This window comes from Nonlabens spongiae (assembly GCF_002117125.1).
GTDB classification, from domain to species: domain Bacteria; phylum Bacteroidota; class Bacteroidia; order Flavobacteriales; family Flavobacteriaceae; genus Nonlabens; species Nonlabens spongiae.
Map to the genome: position 1 here is coordinate 107,484 of NZ_CP019344.1, position 14,772 is coordinate 122,255.

18 protein-coding genes are annotated in these 14,772 nt (G+C 40.8%); 12 read left to right on the plus strand and 6 right to left on the minus strand.

The genetic code is table 11. The features are described 5' to 3' along the window. Positions 1 to 9 precede the first annotated feature (9 nt). The 5 genes from BST97_RS00490 to BST97_RS00510 all read left to right on the plus strand — a co-directional run bounded on the left by BST97_RS00490 (position 10) and on the right by BST97_RS00510 (position 4,054). A complete protein-coding gene (locus tag BST97_RS00490) occupies positions 10 to 1,446 on the plus strand; it encodes an MFS transporter (protein WP_085765402.1) in 1,437 nt (478 codons plus the stop codon). Positions 1,447 to 1,457: 11 nt separating this feature from the next. After that, a complete protein-coding gene (locus BST97_RS00495) occupies positions 1,458 to 2,369 on the plus strand; it encodes a glycoside hydrolase family 17 protein (protein WP_085765403.1) in 912 nt (303 codons plus the stop codon). Positions 2,370 to 2,763: 394 nt separating this feature from the next. After that, a complete protein-coding gene (gene idi, locus BST97_RS00500; protein WP_085765404.1) occupies positions 2,764 to 3,276 on the plus strand; it encodes an isopentenyl-diphosphate Delta-isomerase in 513 nt (170 codons plus the stop codon). Then, a complete protein-coding gene (locus BST97_RS00505; protein WP_085765405.1) occupies positions 3,273 to 3,683 on the plus strand; it encodes a 6-pyruvoyl trahydropterin synthase family protein in 411 nt (136 codons plus the stop codon). The genes idi and BST97_RS00505 overlap by 4 nt, the downstream gene beginning before the upstream one ends. A 104-nt stretch (positions 3,684 to 3,787) precedes the next feature. After that, positions 3,788 to 4,054 (plus strand): hypothetical protein, encoded by a 267-nt coding sequence (locus BST97_RS00510; RefSeq protein WP_085765406.1) that lies wholly within the window; start codon positions 3,788 to 3,790, stop codon positions 4,052 to 4,054. Here BST97_RS00510 and BST97_RS00515 read toward each other — a convergent pair. The 5 genes from BST97_RS00515 to BST97_RS00535 all read right to left on the minus strand — a co-directional run bounded on the left by BST97_RS00515 (position 4,049) and on the right by BST97_RS00535 (position 8,639). Further along, complete coding sequence (locus BST97_RS00515) at positions 4,049 to 4,768, minus strand: DUF4369 domain-containing protein (RefSeq protein WP_085765407.1); 720 nt, start codon at positions 4,766 to 4,768, stop codon at positions 4,049 to 4,051. The two genes, BST97_RS00510 and BST97_RS00515, sit on opposite strands and share 6 nt — an antisense overlap. A gap of 101 nt (positions 4,769 to 4,869) precedes the next feature. Then, a complete protein-coding gene (locus tag BST97_RS00520) occupies positions 4,870 to 6,210 on the minus strand; it encodes a DUF819 family protein (RefSeq protein ID WP_085765408.1) in 1,341 nt (446 codons plus the stop codon). Positions 6,211 to 6,313: 103 nt separating this feature from the next. Then, a complete protein-coding gene (locus BST97_RS00525; protein ID WP_085765409.1) occupies positions 6,314 to 7,270 on the minus strand; it encodes an alpha/beta hydrolase in 957 nt (318 codons plus the stop codon). 368 nt (positions 7,271 to 7,638) lie between these two features. Next, a complete protein-coding gene (locus tag BST97_RS00530) occupies positions 7,639 to 7,935 on the minus strand; it encodes a TIGR03643 family protein (protein WP_085765410.1) in 297 nt (98 codons plus the stop codon). 110 nt (positions 7,936 to 8,045) lie between these two features. Continuing rightward, entirely contained in the window at positions 8,046 to 8,639 is a 594-nt protein-coding gene (locus BST97_RS00535) for an alpha-ketoglutarate-dependent dioxygenase AlkB family protein (RefSeq protein WP_085765411.1), read from the minus strand. An 87-nt stretch (positions 8,640 to 8,726) separates the two neighbouring features. Between BST97_RS00535 and BST97_RS00540 the strand changes: the two genes are divergently transcribed. From BST97_RS00540 to BST97_RS00570, 7 genes are all read left to right on the plus strand, one after another. Continuing rightward, positions 8,727 to 9,734: a 3-oxoacyl-ACP synthase III family protein gene (locus BST97_RS00540; protein WP_085765412.1), complete on the plus strand. Its 1,008-nt coding sequence runs from the start codon at positions 8,727 to 8,729 to the stop codon at positions 9,732 to 9,734. Positions 9,735 to 9,917: 183 nt separating this feature from the next. Further along, positions 9,918 to 10,508: a hypothetical protein gene (locus BST97_RS00545; RefSeq protein ID WP_085765413.1), complete on the plus strand. Its 591-nt coding sequence runs from the start codon at positions 9,918 to 9,920 to the stop codon at positions 10,506 to 10,508. 22 nt (positions 10,509 to 10,530) lie between these two features. Then, positions 10,531 to 11,133, plus strand: a complete 603-nt coding sequence (locus tag BST97_RS00550) for a DUF1684 domain-containing protein (protein WP_169711508.1) — start codon at positions 10,531 to 10,533, stop codon at positions 11,131 to 11,133. Positions 11,134 to 11,223: 90 nt separating this feature from the next. Next, positions 11,224 to 12,741: a GH3 family domain-containing protein gene (locus BST97_RS00555; RefSeq protein WP_085765415.1), complete on the plus strand. Its 1,518-nt coding sequence runs from the start codon at positions 11,224 to 11,226 to the stop codon at positions 12,739 to 12,741. Between the two features lie 92 nt (positions 12,742 to 12,833). Beyond that, positions 12,834 to 13,250 carry a Holliday junction resolvase RuvX gene (gene ruvX / locus BST97_RS00560; RefSeq protein WP_085765416.1) on the plus strand — a complete coding sequence of 139 codons (417 nt, stop codon included), beginning with the start codon at positions 12,834 to 12,836 and terminating at the stop codon, positions 13,248 to 13,250. An 11-nt stretch (positions 13,251 to 13,261) separates the two neighbouring features. Further along, complete coding sequence (def, locus tag BST97_RS00565; RefSeq protein WP_085765417.1) at positions 13,262 to 13,852, plus strand: peptide deformylase; 591 nt, start codon at positions 13,262 to 13,264, stop codon at positions 13,850 to 13,852. Between the two features lie 54 nt (positions 13,853 to 13,906). Then, entirely contained in the window at positions 13,907 to 14,305 is a 399-nt protein-coding gene (locus tag BST97_RS00570; RefSeq protein ID WP_085768096.1) for a DUF5606 family protein, read from the plus strand. 69 nt (positions 14,306 to 14,374) lie between these two features. On the opposite strand, the gene BST97_RS00575 is transcribed toward BST97_RS00570, so the two are convergent. Next, positions 14,375 to 14,770 carry a DUF4870 domain-containing protein gene (locus BST97_RS00575; RefSeq protein ID WP_085765418.1) on the minus strand — a complete coding sequence of 132 codons (396 nt, stop codon included), beginning with the start codon at positions 14,768 to 14,770 and terminating at the stop codon, positions 14,375 to 14,377. Positions 14,771 to 14,772: the final 2 nt, after the last annotated feature.

Genomic DNA, 14,772 nt, shown 5'->3' on the forward strand with positions numbered 1-14,772 from the left:
TTTTGAAATATGGCAACATTAGTCAAATCAAGGAAAGGAAAAGTGCCTTTGGGTCAGAAAGCCGCTTTTGGTGCTGGTCATTTAGTTAATAACCTCATACCTGGAATTTTAGGGGTTTTTGTGGTAATTCTCAAATCTGCAGATGGGTTCGGAATGGATACGGTGCTTGCGGGTTTAATAGTTGGTATACCTCGTTTATTTGATGCATTAACAGATCCAGTAATGGGATATATCTCTGATAATACAAGCTCTAGATTTGGCCGACGTCGCCCTTATATTTTGACTGGAGCTATTTTGTCGGGTATCATCTTTACCATTCTCTGGCAAGTCCACGGTGATGCTGATCATATGTTCAATTTTTGGTATTTGCTGATTTTCTCAATTCTGTTAGTTTTTGGAAATACGATATTTTCTACTCCATTAATAGCTCTCGGTTATGAGATGACTTCGGACTATAAAGAGCGCACTCGCTTAATGAGTTTTGCAAATACTATAGGGCAGGTAGCTTGGATGTTAGTACCATTTCTATATGTACTGATTCCTGATACGAACTTTTTTGAAAACCAACCGGAAGGAGTTCGCACTATCGCAATTATATCTGGTTTGGTAATTATTTTATTAGGTGTCATGCCAGCAATTTTTTGTAGAGGTATAGACGCGAGTAAAATGGAAGGTAGGGAAGATGTTTCTTTCAAAGGAGTTCTCAACAGTTTTGGTAAAATTTTCAGCGGTATTAAGGTAGTTCTAAAGAATAAACCATTTGTAAAACTGTGTATTGCTACTTTCCTAGTGTTTAACGGCTTTCAAATTGTAGCTGAGTTCGGAGTCTTTATTATCAATTTCTACATGTTTGATGGAGATTGGGGTGCTTCAAAATGGTGGGTTGCATTATTTCCCGCAGTGACCGCAGCGTATACCGCATTTATTGCTATACCAATTATTAACTGGATGGCAAATAAGTACGGTAAAAGAAAAGCATTCATTATCGCTACTTTCATTTCAGTCATAGGTTATGTGTTGAAATGGTGGGGATTTGATCCTGAGAATTACTACATGATATTCCTTCCCATTCCCCTTATGGCATTTGGGATGGGATGTCTATTCACTCTTATGATGTCCATGACCGCTGATGTGTGTGATCTAGACGAACTCAACAACGGTATGCCTAGAAAAGAAGGGACATTTGGAGCAATTTATTGGTGGATGATTAAAGTAGGACAAGGTATTGCCCTGGTCTTTTCAGGTGTTATCCTGAAGGTTTTAGGTTATGATCCAGAAAGCACCACTCAAACTGCAGAATCCTTGACTGGAATGAGAATCACAGATATTGCATTACCGGTTATAACTGCACTTCTAGCAATATGGGTAATGAAAACTTATAGTCTAGATGAAAAGCGTGCACAAGAAATTAAAGAAGAACTTGTCAGAAGGCGAGGAGAACTCTAAATAATAAATTTATGTCATACAGATCAGGACACTTTTATACCAGTGATGATACAAAAGGTTTTGAAGAGAAAGGAATCAACCTTACCAAATACAAGTCAGACGATCTGAGCAAATTGTGGCGCAAAACCTTAGAAAACGGTATGCACGGCATCTGTTTTAGTATGTATGAAGACGGTCAGGAACCGGGAGATAACATTACAGAAGCTCAAGTAGAAAGGCGCATCAATATCCTGAAACCTTACTCAAAATGGATCAGGTCCTTCTCGTGTATAGAAGGTAATGAGTATGTCCCAAGAGTTGCCAAACGACATGGTTTGAAAAATTTGGTCGGAGCGTGGCTCAGCGATGACCTTGAAAAAAATGAGGAAGAAATTGAGGCACTTATAGGTCTTGCCAAAGAAGGTTGCGTAGATATCGCCGCAGTAGGAAACGAGGTTTTGTATCGCAAGGAGCTAACTCTAGAACAGCTGCTCGATTACATGAAACGCGTAAAATATGCGGTAGGTCCAGAAATTCCTGTTGGCTATGTGGATGCTTATTATGAATTTACTGATCACCCAGAGTTGGTTGATGCCAGCGACGTAATTTTGAGTAATTGCTACCCGTACTGGGAAGGTTGTCCCATTGAGCATTCTCTCAATCACATGAAGGCTATGCATGGTCAGGCGAGTCATGCCGCGGCAGGTAAACCCGTGATCATTACCGAATGTGGCTGGCCCAGCGAGGGTGGTGGATTAAAAGGAGCTAAAGCTTCAAAGGAAAACGCCATGAAATACTTTATCGATGCCCAAAAATGGTCTCGTGAGGAAAACATCCCTATGTTCTATTTTTCAAGTTTTGATGAGAGTTGGAAAACGGGCGCAGAAGGCGACGTGGGCGCCTACTGGGGACTTTGGGATAAGCATGAAAAGTTGAAATTTTAGTTTGTGAGTTATGAGTTGTGAGTTGTTAGCTGTTGGCTTCAGGCGTCTGTCTATCAGTTTCTAGCTTGTTATTATTCGGGATTCAATATTCTTTGACTTATGCTCAAATTCTTTTTTAGTTTGTAGTTGGACATCGGGTGGCCTTCGACTCCGTGGTCATTGAGCGGAGTCGAAATGCTCAGGAACCGCCTCAGCCCCTGTTTTATAAAAAGGGATACGATCGTTGCCGTTTTCAAAGGCAACTTACCTTTCTAATTCTTAACTCATAACTCATAACTCATAACTCCATAACTTATCCCACATTCTGAATTCAACTTCCTGAATTCAAACTTCTCTTAACACCACGTTCAGAACTCGCTCTTCCCTGTGTTGTAATTTAGCTATCCAAACAAGAATAGTGGAGCAAGTCATACTGGTAAACGAGAACGACGAGAAGGTCGGTCTCATGGAGAAAATTGAGGCGCATGAAAAAGCATTATTGCATCGTGCGTTTTCGGTTTTTGTGATAAATGATAACAACGAGATCATGTTGCAGCAACGAGCGCATGATAAATACCACAGTCCAGGTTTGTGGACTAATACCTGTTGCAGCCACCAGCGTGACGGAGAGTCTAACATCGCTGCCGGCCGTCGTCGATTGCAGGAAGAGATGGGATTCACAACCGACTTGAAAGAACTTTTCAATTTCATCTACATAGCACCTTTTGACAATGGCTTGACGGAACATGAGCTGGATCACGTCATGGTGGGAAGTTTCAACGGTGAGCCACAATTGAATCCAGATGAGGCTGCAGACTATAAATGGATGACTGCAGATGATATCAAGAAAGATATTGCCCAGAATCCTGACATTTATACAGAATGGTTTAAAATCATTTTTGATAAATACTACAATCACATCTCATGAGACTCACTGCCTACAGAAAAGCCCACTTTAATGCCGCTCACCGCTTGTACCGCAAGAACTGGAGCGATGAGAAAAATGAAGAGGTTTTTGGTAAGTGTAGTAACCCACATTTTCATGGGCATAATTATGACCTTGAGGTAGGAGTGACCGGTGAAGTAGATCCTGAGACCGGTTATCTGATTGATCTCAAAATCCTCAAGGACATTATCAGAGATGAGGTAGAAGACTACATGGATCATAAAAACCTGAACGAGGAAGTTCCTGAATTTGCGACCATGATACCCACCGCAGAGCATATTGCCTATGTGATTTACAACCGCATCAAAGCCAAGCTTGAAGATCGGTTTGAGCTTGAGATCAAACTTTATGAGACGCCACGCAATTTTGTGGTGTATAAGGGTGGTTGATATGACGCTTTCGCGAAAGCGTACTAACCACAACCCACTCGATACTTACAAACACAACGTTTCTATCTAGCCTACAAAGCGTATTTTTGCAGAAATTTACAGTTATGGCTAGTATTAGAGATTTAAAACAAGATATCAACTACGTGTTAGGAGATATCATAGAGGCTGCGATGATTCATCAAGCGGCACATCCCAAAGAAGATCACCAAAAATCTGAAAAAATTATAGACGACGCGATTGACACTTTTGATGAATTGATCGCAAAGGTTAACGATCGCAAAGTTGAAAACCGTAGTGCTCACTTGAAGTCAGTGCGTGTAGAGCTGGAGCAGAAAGGTAGAGAACTGATTGAAAGAATCAACAGTCTATAAATTTTCCTTAGAACTTTTTATTAATTCAGACAGCTGTTTTCCATAACGGCTCGTCTGAATTTTTTTTGGCATCTTTTGATAGGCACTGTCCAGCAAGATAGGATTGGCGTCAAATGCTTCAGAAACTAAAAGGTAGGGCGCTACCTCTTTGTCTTTAAAACGCTGCGCAAAGTTGATCGCGTAGAGCACTCTCTTTCTAAGATATTTATTGTAATCCTCGTCAAGTTTATCGAGTTCTGCTGGGTCTACTGGACTCTCTTGATTATCAAGTGCTATACTGCGCTTCACAAGCTCTGTGTAAAGTTCGTCGAGACGCTTTTTATTCACGTTGAATTCCATTAAAATATTGTGATTTTCTGATCCCTCTAGAGTGTAATCTTTTTCAAAGTCCTCTAGCGTGGATGAGAAGGTAAGTACAGTGTCTTCAGCAAAGAATGCAATACGGTCATCATATTTGGCACCATCTTTAACATCAAGATGTAGATACATTAATTCTGGTTCTTCCAGAGCTCCAGAAAGCTTGAATTCTGACGAGCCGTCCAGTGCTACTGAATCGAGTGTAATCAAGCTCGTATCAGCTACTTTTTGCAATAAGACATTGCCTACTTTAAGGCCTTCTATATTTCCTTTTATGGTTACCGTTCCCACTTCTGCAGACTCATCTCCACAAGAGATTACGATTAAGGCTGCGAGTATATAAATAAGATTTCTCATAATGCATTTAAGGGGTGCAAATATGCTGTAAAACAGTTGAAGATTCTATAACGGATTCGGAGATTTTTCCACCGTAGAATGAAGTCTAACAAGATTAAGTTTTATCCAGCTGCAACAGCTTGCATCATGATAGTACAAGCAATCGCACCTACAGTTCCAACGACGTAACCAAAAACCGCGAGTAAAACCCCTACCGTAGTCAGTGACGGGTGGAATTCTGCCGCTACAACGGGAGCACTGGTTGCACCTCCTACATTGGCCTGGCTTCCCACGGCAAGGAAAAAGTAGGGAGCTTTGATCATCTTTGCTATGAGAATCAACAAGCCAGCATGAATTGCCATCCAGACCAAACCTAATACGATCAACATGGGTTTTTCAGTGACTTGTCTTAAATCCATCCCCATTCCTATGGCCGCGACTAAAATATAAATGAATATGCTACCAATGCGACTGGCACCTGCACCCTCATAATTCTTAATTGGAGTATAAGACAATATGATTCCAATAACCGTAGAGATAAAAATCAGCCAAAAAAATGAATTGACTAGAAAACTTAGATATCTATTATTATTAATAACTGACATTTCGGAAAATTTTTGAGCTAAAAAATCTCCGCAGAAGTGACCAAAGGCGACAGTTCCGAAAGCTACTCCTAGCATAACCATGATATCTGTTAATGTAGCCTCTCTTTTAACGCTTGTCGAAAAATTTGAAACTTTTGCTTTTAGACTCTCGATTGCAGTGTTGTCAGCGCCTAGCCAGCGGTCTATTTTAGCAGATTTACCTATTCCTAAAAGTAATATTGCCATCCAAACATTGGCTACTACAACATCTACAAGCAACATCGCTCCATATTCCGACCTGTTGAATTTGTACACTTCAAGCATGGCAGCTTGATTAGCACCACCGCCTATCCAGCTGCCCGCCAAGGTAGAAAGGCCGCGCCAAACAGCATCGTATCCTTCACCACCTACGGTTTCAGGTGAGAAAGTTCCAATAATCAAAATCGCTAACGGACCACCGATTACAATGCCTACGGTTCCCGTTAGGAACATGATTAAAGCTTTTGGGCCAAGGTTAAACACAGCTTTCAAGTCAATGGATAAGGTCATCAAAACGAGTGCAGCCGGTAACAAATACCTTGAAGCCATGAAGTATAGACTGGATTTATTCTCAACAATATTACCAGCATCATTAAATTCGTTCCACTCTTCACCACTTACGACACCCAGCGAACTCAAAATACTGGGTAGGAGATAGCACATTAATAAAGCCGGGACATATTTATAAAATTTTGACCAAAAACCATCTTTGATAGAAGAAGTGTAAAACACCAGCGCGAGACATACTGCAAGCATTCCAAATACAATGGTATCTTGAGTAATTAGAGGTGGTTCTATAAATTTTTCGGTTTCTTGAATAAGCGATAGGAGTGCAACCATTTTCAGATATTAGAGAACTTCGGCCGCAAAATACGATAAAGATTCAGCAAAGGAATTTTTAGCACGAGAAGGGAAAGAATATGCTTTTTCGAGAAGATGCGTTTTACATATCGATAAACTGAATCACAGTCTCAATAAAAGAGTCACTCAATTCATAATCCGGATCCACATAACTTTTAGATGCCAAAATCTCATCATCACCTACACGTTTCATGATATGATTCATGCCATTAATCACTTTAACTTCAGCAGAATCTGAGGAATCAGCCAGTAGCTGAGCATTTACAACATCAATCTGACGATCTTTTGAACCGTGAATGATCAGAATGGGAAATGAGAGTTCAGCGATAACCTTTTTAGGATCGTATTTCATCCATGATTTGATAAAGGGTTGCACGCTGGGATGCAAAATACTTTGTAGCGCTGGCTGTATATCTTCAACATTTCCCTCTTGCGCTCGCATTTTATCAAAAGTCTTTTTAGCTACTTTATCCAGACCTGGTTGCTGCTGGGCGATTTGTCCAACTATAATTTGGTCTATGGGGTCTGCCGCACCCGCTACACTTATGAATTTATCCACGTTTTCTATTGCAGCCAGCATTCCCACAAGCGATCCTTGCCCGTGGCCAAGAACCACGATTTTAGAAAAACGACGGTCGTTAGAAAATGCGGCAATCACCTTTCTGGCATCGGCGACAAAGTCCTCAAGGGTCGTATTGTTATCGACTCTCCTGTTTTTTACTTGGGTGAACGTGCGCTTGTCGTATCGGTAAGTGGCGATTTGATTAGTAAGAAGTGAGTCAGCGAGTTGTTTGTAGGCAAAATGCTTGGAGCGCATATCATTACCATTGCGATCTACGACACCTTGATCAGGAATGAAGATGACTAAGGGAACGGCGCGGTCAGTATCGGGAACCATGAGGATTCCTTTAACCTGACTGGTAATGTTTACCTCTTGATTTTTGGTGTTAGGTTTCTGTAAAGTTTCTCTTCCAAATAAATCCTGAGCAAAAGATAAATGAATGGAAAAAAATAGGATGATAAAGTATAATGCCCTCATCTGCTTAAAGTGGTTTTGCTGCAAGATAGCAACGCTTGTGCCAATTCTTTATTATTCTAGGCATGTACAGCATTAGGCATTAGACATTAGGCATTAGGGTTAAGATTGCCTTTGGGTACTGTTTGTTAATTTTCTTAGCTCTTAGCTCTTAGCTCTTAGCTCTTGGCTCTTGGCTCTTGGCTCTTGGCTCTTGGCTCTTGGCTCTTGGCTCTTGGCTCTTGGCTCTTGGCTCTTGGCTCTTGGCTCTTGGCTCTTGGCTCTTAGCTCTTAGCTCTTAGCTCTTAGCTCTTAGCTCTTAGCTCTTAGCTCTTGGCTCTTGACTCCAAAACTCACGACTCACAAACTCACCTACTCAACAACTAAAAAACCTACCTCTTACTAATCTTGTTGTGTGTAATATGGCGCTGCCTGCTGCATTTAAATCGGTCTAATTCTGGGTCTCGTTTTGCTCTATGTTTGGTATTTCTACCTTGTACGCGCTCACGCCACATTCTGAAACTGCTCGCCTTCATCTGGTCGCGCATGATTTTGATTACTTCGGCTTCTGACACGCCAAATTGAAATTCAATAGCACCAAAAGGCGTACGGTCTTCCCAAGCCATTTCTATGATACGATCGATCGACCGCTGGTCCAGATCTTCTAAAAGTTCTTTTGCTTTTGCCATGCCTTAAAAGTCGGAATATTACTGCAAGCTTACCGTTAGTTAAATGTAAAAATTAAGCCTCCCTCGATCCCTCCAGTGGAGGGAAGAATAGACGCAGCCACTCAGGTGTATCACATCACCACCTTCCTAAACGTCAGATTAATCCTCGGCTCGATCTTCCGGGCGGTTTTTGCGATTTGATGTTTGTAGGTATGCTGGGTCTGACCCGCCATGATCAGTAAACTGCCGTGATGCAGCTGGAATTTGAACCGCCATTCCTTATTGTGGTTATGTCGTAAATGAAAAAATCGCTCCTGGCCTAAGCTGACCGAGGCAATCACAGGATTTTCTCCCAGTTCCTTTTCATTGTCTGCGTGCCAGCCATTACTGTCTTTGCCGTCACGGTACAAATTCACTAGGCAGATATTAAAGGTCATTTTTGCGACTTTTTCTACATCTATTTTAATACTTTTCATCGTCTCAGACCAGGGCAGAGCTGCGAAGTCTATGCCGCTGTAGCCGTAACTGATACCCTCATCTCCATATAATTGAGTAAGTCTTGGTTCATCGTATTCCTTCCCAAATATCTTAATCTTATTCTGTCGCCAGGGGACTTCTTCAAGCAGGGTGTTTTTGAGGTGTTCCGCTTTCGCGAAAGCGTAAAAATCTTCATGATATTCTACCCGTGCATCTGGAATTTTGGGAAAAAGGTTAGGGAAGAACATATTATGCGTGCATACTAAAAGTGAGGTGGAACTCGCAAAAAACCTAGTGCTGAAAGTTATATTGCGGGAATGTACCAAAATTAAATTATGTACCGTTCAAAAATTGCAGGAGTAGGAAAATATGTGCCAGAAAATGTCGTGACTAATGACGATCTGAGCAAGGTGATGGATACAAATGACGCGTGGATCCAAGAGCGCACGGGTATCAAGGAGCGCAGGCACATTGATAAAAGTACGGACGACACTACAGCGACTATGGGCGTTAAAGCTGCCGAAATGGCGCTGGAACGTGCCAAAATCTCAAAAGATGACATAGACCTGATCGTTTTTGCAACGCTCTCTCCAGATTACTATTTTCCTGGCTGTGGCGTTCAGGTACAGGATTTAATGGGAATTCACACCTGTCCAGCGCTGGATGTACGCAACCAGTGTAGCGGTTTTATCTACGGTCTAAGCGTTGCTGACCAGTTTATTAAAACCGGTATGTATAAAAATGTATTGGTTATAGGTTCTGAGAATCATAGTGGTGGTCTGGATTTTTCCACAAGAGGTCGTGGCGTGACGGTAATCTTTGGTGATGGAGCGGGAGCAGCAGTACTCACCAGATCAGATAAAGACGAGCAGGGAATTCTCTCTACGCATTTGCACAGTGAGGGAAAACATGCGCTGGAACTTTCACTTAAGGGACCATCAACTAACCACTGGGTTCCTGAAATCATTGAGGAGAATCCGCAAGAGGATATTCCTTATTATCCTTATATGAACGGTCAATTTGTTTTTAAGAATGCGGTAGTGCGTTTTTCTGAAGTGATCATGGAAGGTTTGAAAACCAATAATCTTCAAGTCAGCGACATCGATATGTTGATCCCACATCAAGCCAATTTGCGTATTTCCCAATTCATTCAGAAAAAATTCCAACTCTCTGACGATAAGGTGTATAACAATATTCAACGCTACGGAAACACCACGGCAGCCAGCATACCTATTGCGCTTTGTGAAGCATGGGAAGATGGTAAGATCAAAGAAGGCGACACGGTGGTTCTTGCGGCTTTTGGTAGTGGATTTACTTGGGGTAGCGCGGTCTTGAAGTGGTAATATGATTAATAATTCAATATTGGATATTTTATATTTTGAACCTAAAATTTACCAATGATGCATTTTCTTTAATAGATTAGATTATTAGAAGAAGGATAAATATTTAATGGTTTATAAAACATTTCAAAAATGATTAGGTAAATAACTCATTTTTAGTTAGTTTACGAACTCTAAATTGTCATTATGAAATACCTATCCATCTTTTTGCTCATCTTTATCACAATTTCATGCTCCGAGCATAAACCAAGTATTGAGGAAAATCAAAATGAAAAAACAACTTTAGGGGATGCGATAACATCATCCAAGCAAGTAGACTTGAAACATAGAATTCAATTCATCAATCAAGTTCAAACTAATATTTCTAATCCTGACGCTCTTATTTCGATACTCAAGGAATTGAAGTCAAATTATCAATCGTCTGATTTTTACAATAATCATTTTGAAATGGGTGTTGCTGAAATTTTTAGGTCAAATGTTTATTTGGACTTCGATCAGGAGCAACTAAGCTTTCTACTTTCTGAATTTGACGAGGTAGATTCTGCTTTGCTAAATCTTAAGAATATTCAAACGATAGTAAAAATTTTAAAAGTAAAATATCCTGAGAACTATGACGATAGTAAATCCTTAGCTTTAAGAATCGTTAAAAAGAACAAACTCATGATCGAAAGTATGGAATGGGACAATTCGGATATTAAAGCTCAGAAGATCAAAGAAGTCAATCAAATTGAATTAAATCTCAATTATTATCGAGCCCAGATTTACCAGAATATTTGATGTTCAAGCAATTCTTAATATTTTGAAATTGAATCCCCATTTCTCCTTCTTATTTTTATTGTTCGTCGGTCTTTCAAACGCTCAAAACGACAAGGCTGCTTTTGAACATTTTAAAGACAGTTTGAATCAAAATTTCCACGGCGTGCAACTGTCGCCTTTGAGTCCAGCACAAAAGACCATTTTCAATCAGCTGAATTTTTATGAATTCAATCCTGATTTTGTAGTGGAAGCGAGATTTGAGCGAAATTTAAAAGATGATACTGTAGCCTTAAAAACAACCACTGCACGTATTCCAGTTTATGAGGTTTACGGTTACCTGCATTTTGAGCTGAATGGTAAAAAGCAAAAGCTAGCCGTTTTAAAAAGTTCAAATACCGCTCCTGATGATGAATATGCAGACTACCTAAGCGTGATGTTTACTGATGAGACTTCGGGTAAGGGTAGCTATTCTGTAGGGAGGTACATGGGGCTTCATGCGCCGCTTCCCGAAAAACTGGTTCTCAACTTCAACCATACCTATAATCCGTACTGTGCTTACAGCAACAGGTATTCCTGTCCCATACCACCCGCAGAAAATCATATCAATGTAGCGGTAGAGGCAGGAGTAAAACCCGGGTTTGAGTAATTGAAGATTTTATGTCTTTACTGACTTCTTACCACATTATTAACTACTCTTTGGCTTGTATGAAATTACTTTAGTCTCAAAATTCCAAGCATGGCATTACTGGGACCACTCGTCAAGACCGCACTCAATATTCACGACCGATTCACCACTACCACAGATCACGTTCAAGCGCAAGAAAAGGTGTTGAAACATCTGTTGGAACGCGCAAAGGATACCAGTTTTGGTCTGTATTACGGTTTTGATTCCGTTTTGAAAAGTGATGATATAGAGTCCGCTTTCGCGAAAGCGGTACCTTTTCACGATTATCACAAGATGAACGAGGAATGGTGGGAGCAAATGAAAACGGGAAAACCAGACATTACCTGGCCCGGACTGCCAAACTTTCTCGCTCGTTCCAGCGGTACGACCGGCAAAAAGTCCAAGACCATTCCCGTTACTGACGAGATGATCGACGCGATCAAGTCGGCTGGGACCAGACAAGTTAGTGCCTTGACACATTTTGATCTGCCTGATGAGGTTTTTGAGAGTGAGGTTTTAGCTTTGGGAAGTTCTACAGATCTGGATGAAAAAGATGGATTCACGATAGGGGAGATCAGTGGGATTTCTGCCAGTAACATTCCAGAATTTCTAGACTCGTTTTACCGACCGGGTAAGGAGATATCCTCCATTGAAGACTGGGATGAGCGCGTACAGCGCATTGCAGAAGAAGCTAAGAACTGGGATATAGGCATGCTCAGTGGGATCCCATCTTGGCTCGAGTTGATGCTGAAAAAGGTGATCGAATACAACGATCTGGAATCCATTCACGATATCTGGCCTAATCTGATGGTTTATACATCGGGAGGCGTGGCCTTTGAGCCGTACCGATCCAGTTTTGAAAAATTGTTCTCAAAAAAAGTACACGTGGTAGACACTTATCTCGCCAGTGAAGGTTTTCTCGCAGCGCAGCAACGACCAGAGACTGACGCTATGCAATTGCTTACAGATGGTGGTATTTATTTTGAGTTTGTCCCCTTTGAACCAAACTTCGTAAATCAAGATGGAAGCATTGCAGATGGTGCACCTGTATTGACCCTTAACGATGTTGAAGAAGAAAAAGACTACGCTCTGATTATCTCTACGGTAGCGGGTGCCTGGCGTTATCTAATAGGAGACACCATAAAGTTTACCGATAAAGAACGTGCGGAAATCAAGATTACCGGCCGCACAAAATTCTTTCTCAACGTAGTTGGGAGCCAGCTTTCCGTTTTAAAGATGGAGACGGCCATTACAGAGCTACAGCAAAAATTTGACACGACGATTAAGGAATTTACGGTCTGTGCCAAGAAGATCGACGGTGATTTCCATCACGTCTGGTATCTAGGTACAGATACAAACACTAGTGAAGAAGAACTTGCTGATGCACTTGATCAATCTCTGAAAGATGCCAATAAAAATTATTCAGTCGCAAGATCAAAGGCTCTGAAAGGTGTCCAGGTCCACAAAATAGATCCGTCTCGCTTTTCAGACTGGAACGATCACCAAAAGAAAAAAGGAGGTCAGGTAAAAATGGAAAAAGTGATGGACGAGGAGAAATTTAAAGAATGGGAAGATTTTCTTGCTAGCTAGATTAGAAAAGATTTCTCTAGAACCACTATTGACATTTCCGTAAGAAGATCGGTTCTTAATAGCGGCTGGAATTGCTTATTTTTGCGCACTTTATGGCGCGCATCCTTTCTATAGATTACGGCAAGAAAAGAACCGGCATAGCCGTGACTGACGAGCTGCAAATGATTGCATCCGGTCTCACCACGGTGTCCACTCGCGATCTTCAGAAGTTTTTGGAAGATTACCTGCAAAAGGAAAATGTCGAGACCATCGTTATAGGAGAACCTAAACAGATGGATTATACCGCAAGTGAGTTGGGAAGTGTGATTGACGCTTTCGCGAAAGCGTTACAACTCAAATACCCCAACCTTGTGATTGAGAGAGTCGATGAACGTTTTACCTCTAAAATGGCGTTCCAAACCATGATCGATAGCGGGTTGAAGAAAAAGCAACGCCGCAACAAGGCACTGGTTGATGAGATTGCCGCAACCATAATTTTACAGAGTTATCTAGACCGAAAAAGAATTTGAATAAACCCCCAATGATTCTACCTATAGTCGCATACGGTGATCCCGTTTTGAGAAAAAAAGCCACTGAAATCCCTCAAGATTACCCCAATCTGGATGAGTTGATTGAAAATATGTGGGAAACCATGGAAGATGCCTCTGGTGTAGGTCTTGCCGCGCCACAAATAGGTCTTCCCATAAGGTTGTTTCTTGTTGATACAACACCATTCTCACAAGATGATGAGCTCTCTGAAAAGGAGCAAAAAGAATTGGACGGATTTAAAAAGGTTTTCATAAACGCTATCATCTTAGAAGAAGAAGGCGATGAGTGGGCATTTAACGAGGGCTGTTTAAGTATTCCTAATGTGAGGGAAGACGTTTTTAGAAATGAAAAGATCACCATTAAATATTACGATGCCGATTTTAATGAGTACACCGAAACCTATGACGGATTACAAGCTCGCGTAATTCAACACGAGTACGATCATATCGAGGGCATTTTATTTACAGATCACCTCACCAGTTTAAAAAAACGCTTGATCAAAAGCCGCTTGAACAATATCTCCAAGGGCAAGGTTAAAGTAGATTACCGCATGAAATTCCCAGAATTAAAAGGTCGCAGATAGATTCTTTAACTTATCGGTCTTACCTTATATTTGGCCACGCTTAAAAAGAAAAATATGAGTTTGGGAAACATTCTTTCCATCACCGGCAAACCCGGTCTTTACGTTCTAAAAACCAAAGCCAAAAGCGGTTTTGTTGTTAAATCTTTACTTGACGATCGCACTTCTATCGTAGGTATGAATCACAATGTGAGTGTCTTGAAGGATATTTCCATCTATACCATGACGGGTGAGGTGCCTTTGAAACAGGTTTTTCAAAATATCGCCAAAAAAGAAGACAACGGTGCTTCCATAAATCATAAATCGAGTAAAGAAGAGCTTCAGAATTACTTTGAGGAAGTCCTCCCTGAATACGATCGCGACCGCGTTTATGCCAGTGACATTAAGAAAATCGTTCAGTGGTATAACATTATTCATAAAAATGATATGCTGGATAGCATTAGCGAAGAAGAATAGTCTTGTTTAGAGTAGATATCAAAGGGCTGGTGAAAACCAGCCCTTTTTTGTTGCAATATTTTGAATTATCTAAGTTATAAAAGGAATAGTTAATGGATAATGATACAGCCTCCCTTCAGAAGCTCTAACCGCTCCAATTACCGAAAAAATAACGCTGCAAATCACCACAGCGAGTATAATAAAATATCCTACAAGGAAACACGCCGTTATAATACCTATGAGGCAATATATAAAGCTGGAAATCATGAAGTTGATTACCATTTTACCATGAGCATCTATTTTAGAACTCATGTCTCTCTGAGTCAACCACATTACCAAGGGGAGAACAATTCCACCAAAGGGGATTATATATCCAGCAAACACTGAAAGGTGAAGAAACATACAGAATTGATCTTCACCGGTTCCCCAGGGTCTGTATTCACCTTGATTAAACGGATTATTGTTTGAGTAGTTTTGTTGTTCCATAA

Excerpts from the sequence above, each read along its gene's own strand:
- BST97_RS00490 (WP_085765402.1), top strand. The coding sequence starts at position 10 with ATGGCAACATTAGTCAAATCAAGGAAAGGAAAAGTGCCTTTGGGTCAG.
- BST97_RS00495 (WP_085765403.1), top strand. The coding sequence starts at position 1,458 with ATGTCATACAGATCAGGACACTTTTATACCAGTGATGATACAAAAGGT.
- BST97_RS00505 (WP_085765405.1), top strand. The coding sequence starts at position 3,273 with ATGAGACTCACTGCCTACAGAAAAGCCCACTTTAATGCCGCTCACCGC.
- BST97_RS00510 (WP_085765406.1), top strand. The coding sequence starts at position 3,788 with ATGGCTAGTATTAGAGATTTAAAACAAGATATCAACTACGTGTTAGGA.
- BST97_RS00515 (WP_085765407.1), bottom strand. The coding sequence starts at position 4,768 with ATGAGAAATCTTATTTATATACTCGCAGCCTTAATCGTAATCTCTTGT.
- BST97_RS00520 (WP_085765408.1), bottom strand. The coding sequence starts at position 6,210 with ATGGTTGCACTCCTATCGCTTATTCAAGAAACCGAAAAATTTATAGAA.
- BST97_RS00525 (WP_085765409.1), bottom strand. The coding sequence starts at position 7,270 with ATGAGGGCATTATACTTTATCATCCTATTTTTTTCCATTCATTTATCT.
- BST97_RS00530 (WP_085765410.1), bottom strand. The coding sequence starts at position 7,935 with ATGGCAAAAGCAAAAGAACTTTTAGAAGATCTGGACCAGCGGTCGATC.
- BST97_RS00535 (WP_085765411.1), bottom strand. The coding sequence starts at position 8,639 with ATGTTCTTCCCTAACCTTTTTCCCAAAATTCCAGATGCACGGGTAGAA.
- BST97_RS00540 (WP_085765412.1), top strand. The coding sequence starts at position 8,727 with ATGTACCGTTCAAAAATTGCAGGAGTAGGAAAATATGTGCCAGAAAAT.
- BST97_RS00545 (WP_085765413.1), top strand. The coding sequence starts at position 9,918 with ATGAAATACCTATCCATCTTTTTGCTCATCTTTATCACAATTTCATGC.
- BST97_RS00555 (WP_085765415.1), top strand. The coding sequence starts at position 11,224 with ATGGCATTACTGGGACCACTCGTCAAGACCGCACTCAATATTCACGAC.
- ruvX (WP_085765416.1), top strand. The coding sequence starts at position 12,834 with ATGGCGCGCATCCTTTCTATAGATTACGGCAAGAAAAGAACCGGCATA.
- def (WP_085765417.1), top strand. The coding sequence starts at position 13,262 with ATGATTCTACCTATAGTCGCATACGGTGATCCCGTTTTGAGAAAAAAA.
- BST97_RS00570 (WP_085768096.1), top strand. The coding sequence starts at position 13,907 with ATGAGTTTGGGAAACATTCTTTCCATCACCGGCAAACCCGGTCTTTAC.
- BST97_RS00575 (WP_085765418.1), bottom strand. The coding sequence starts at position 14,770 with ATGGAACAACAAAACTACTCAAACAATAATCCGTTTAATCAAGGTGAA.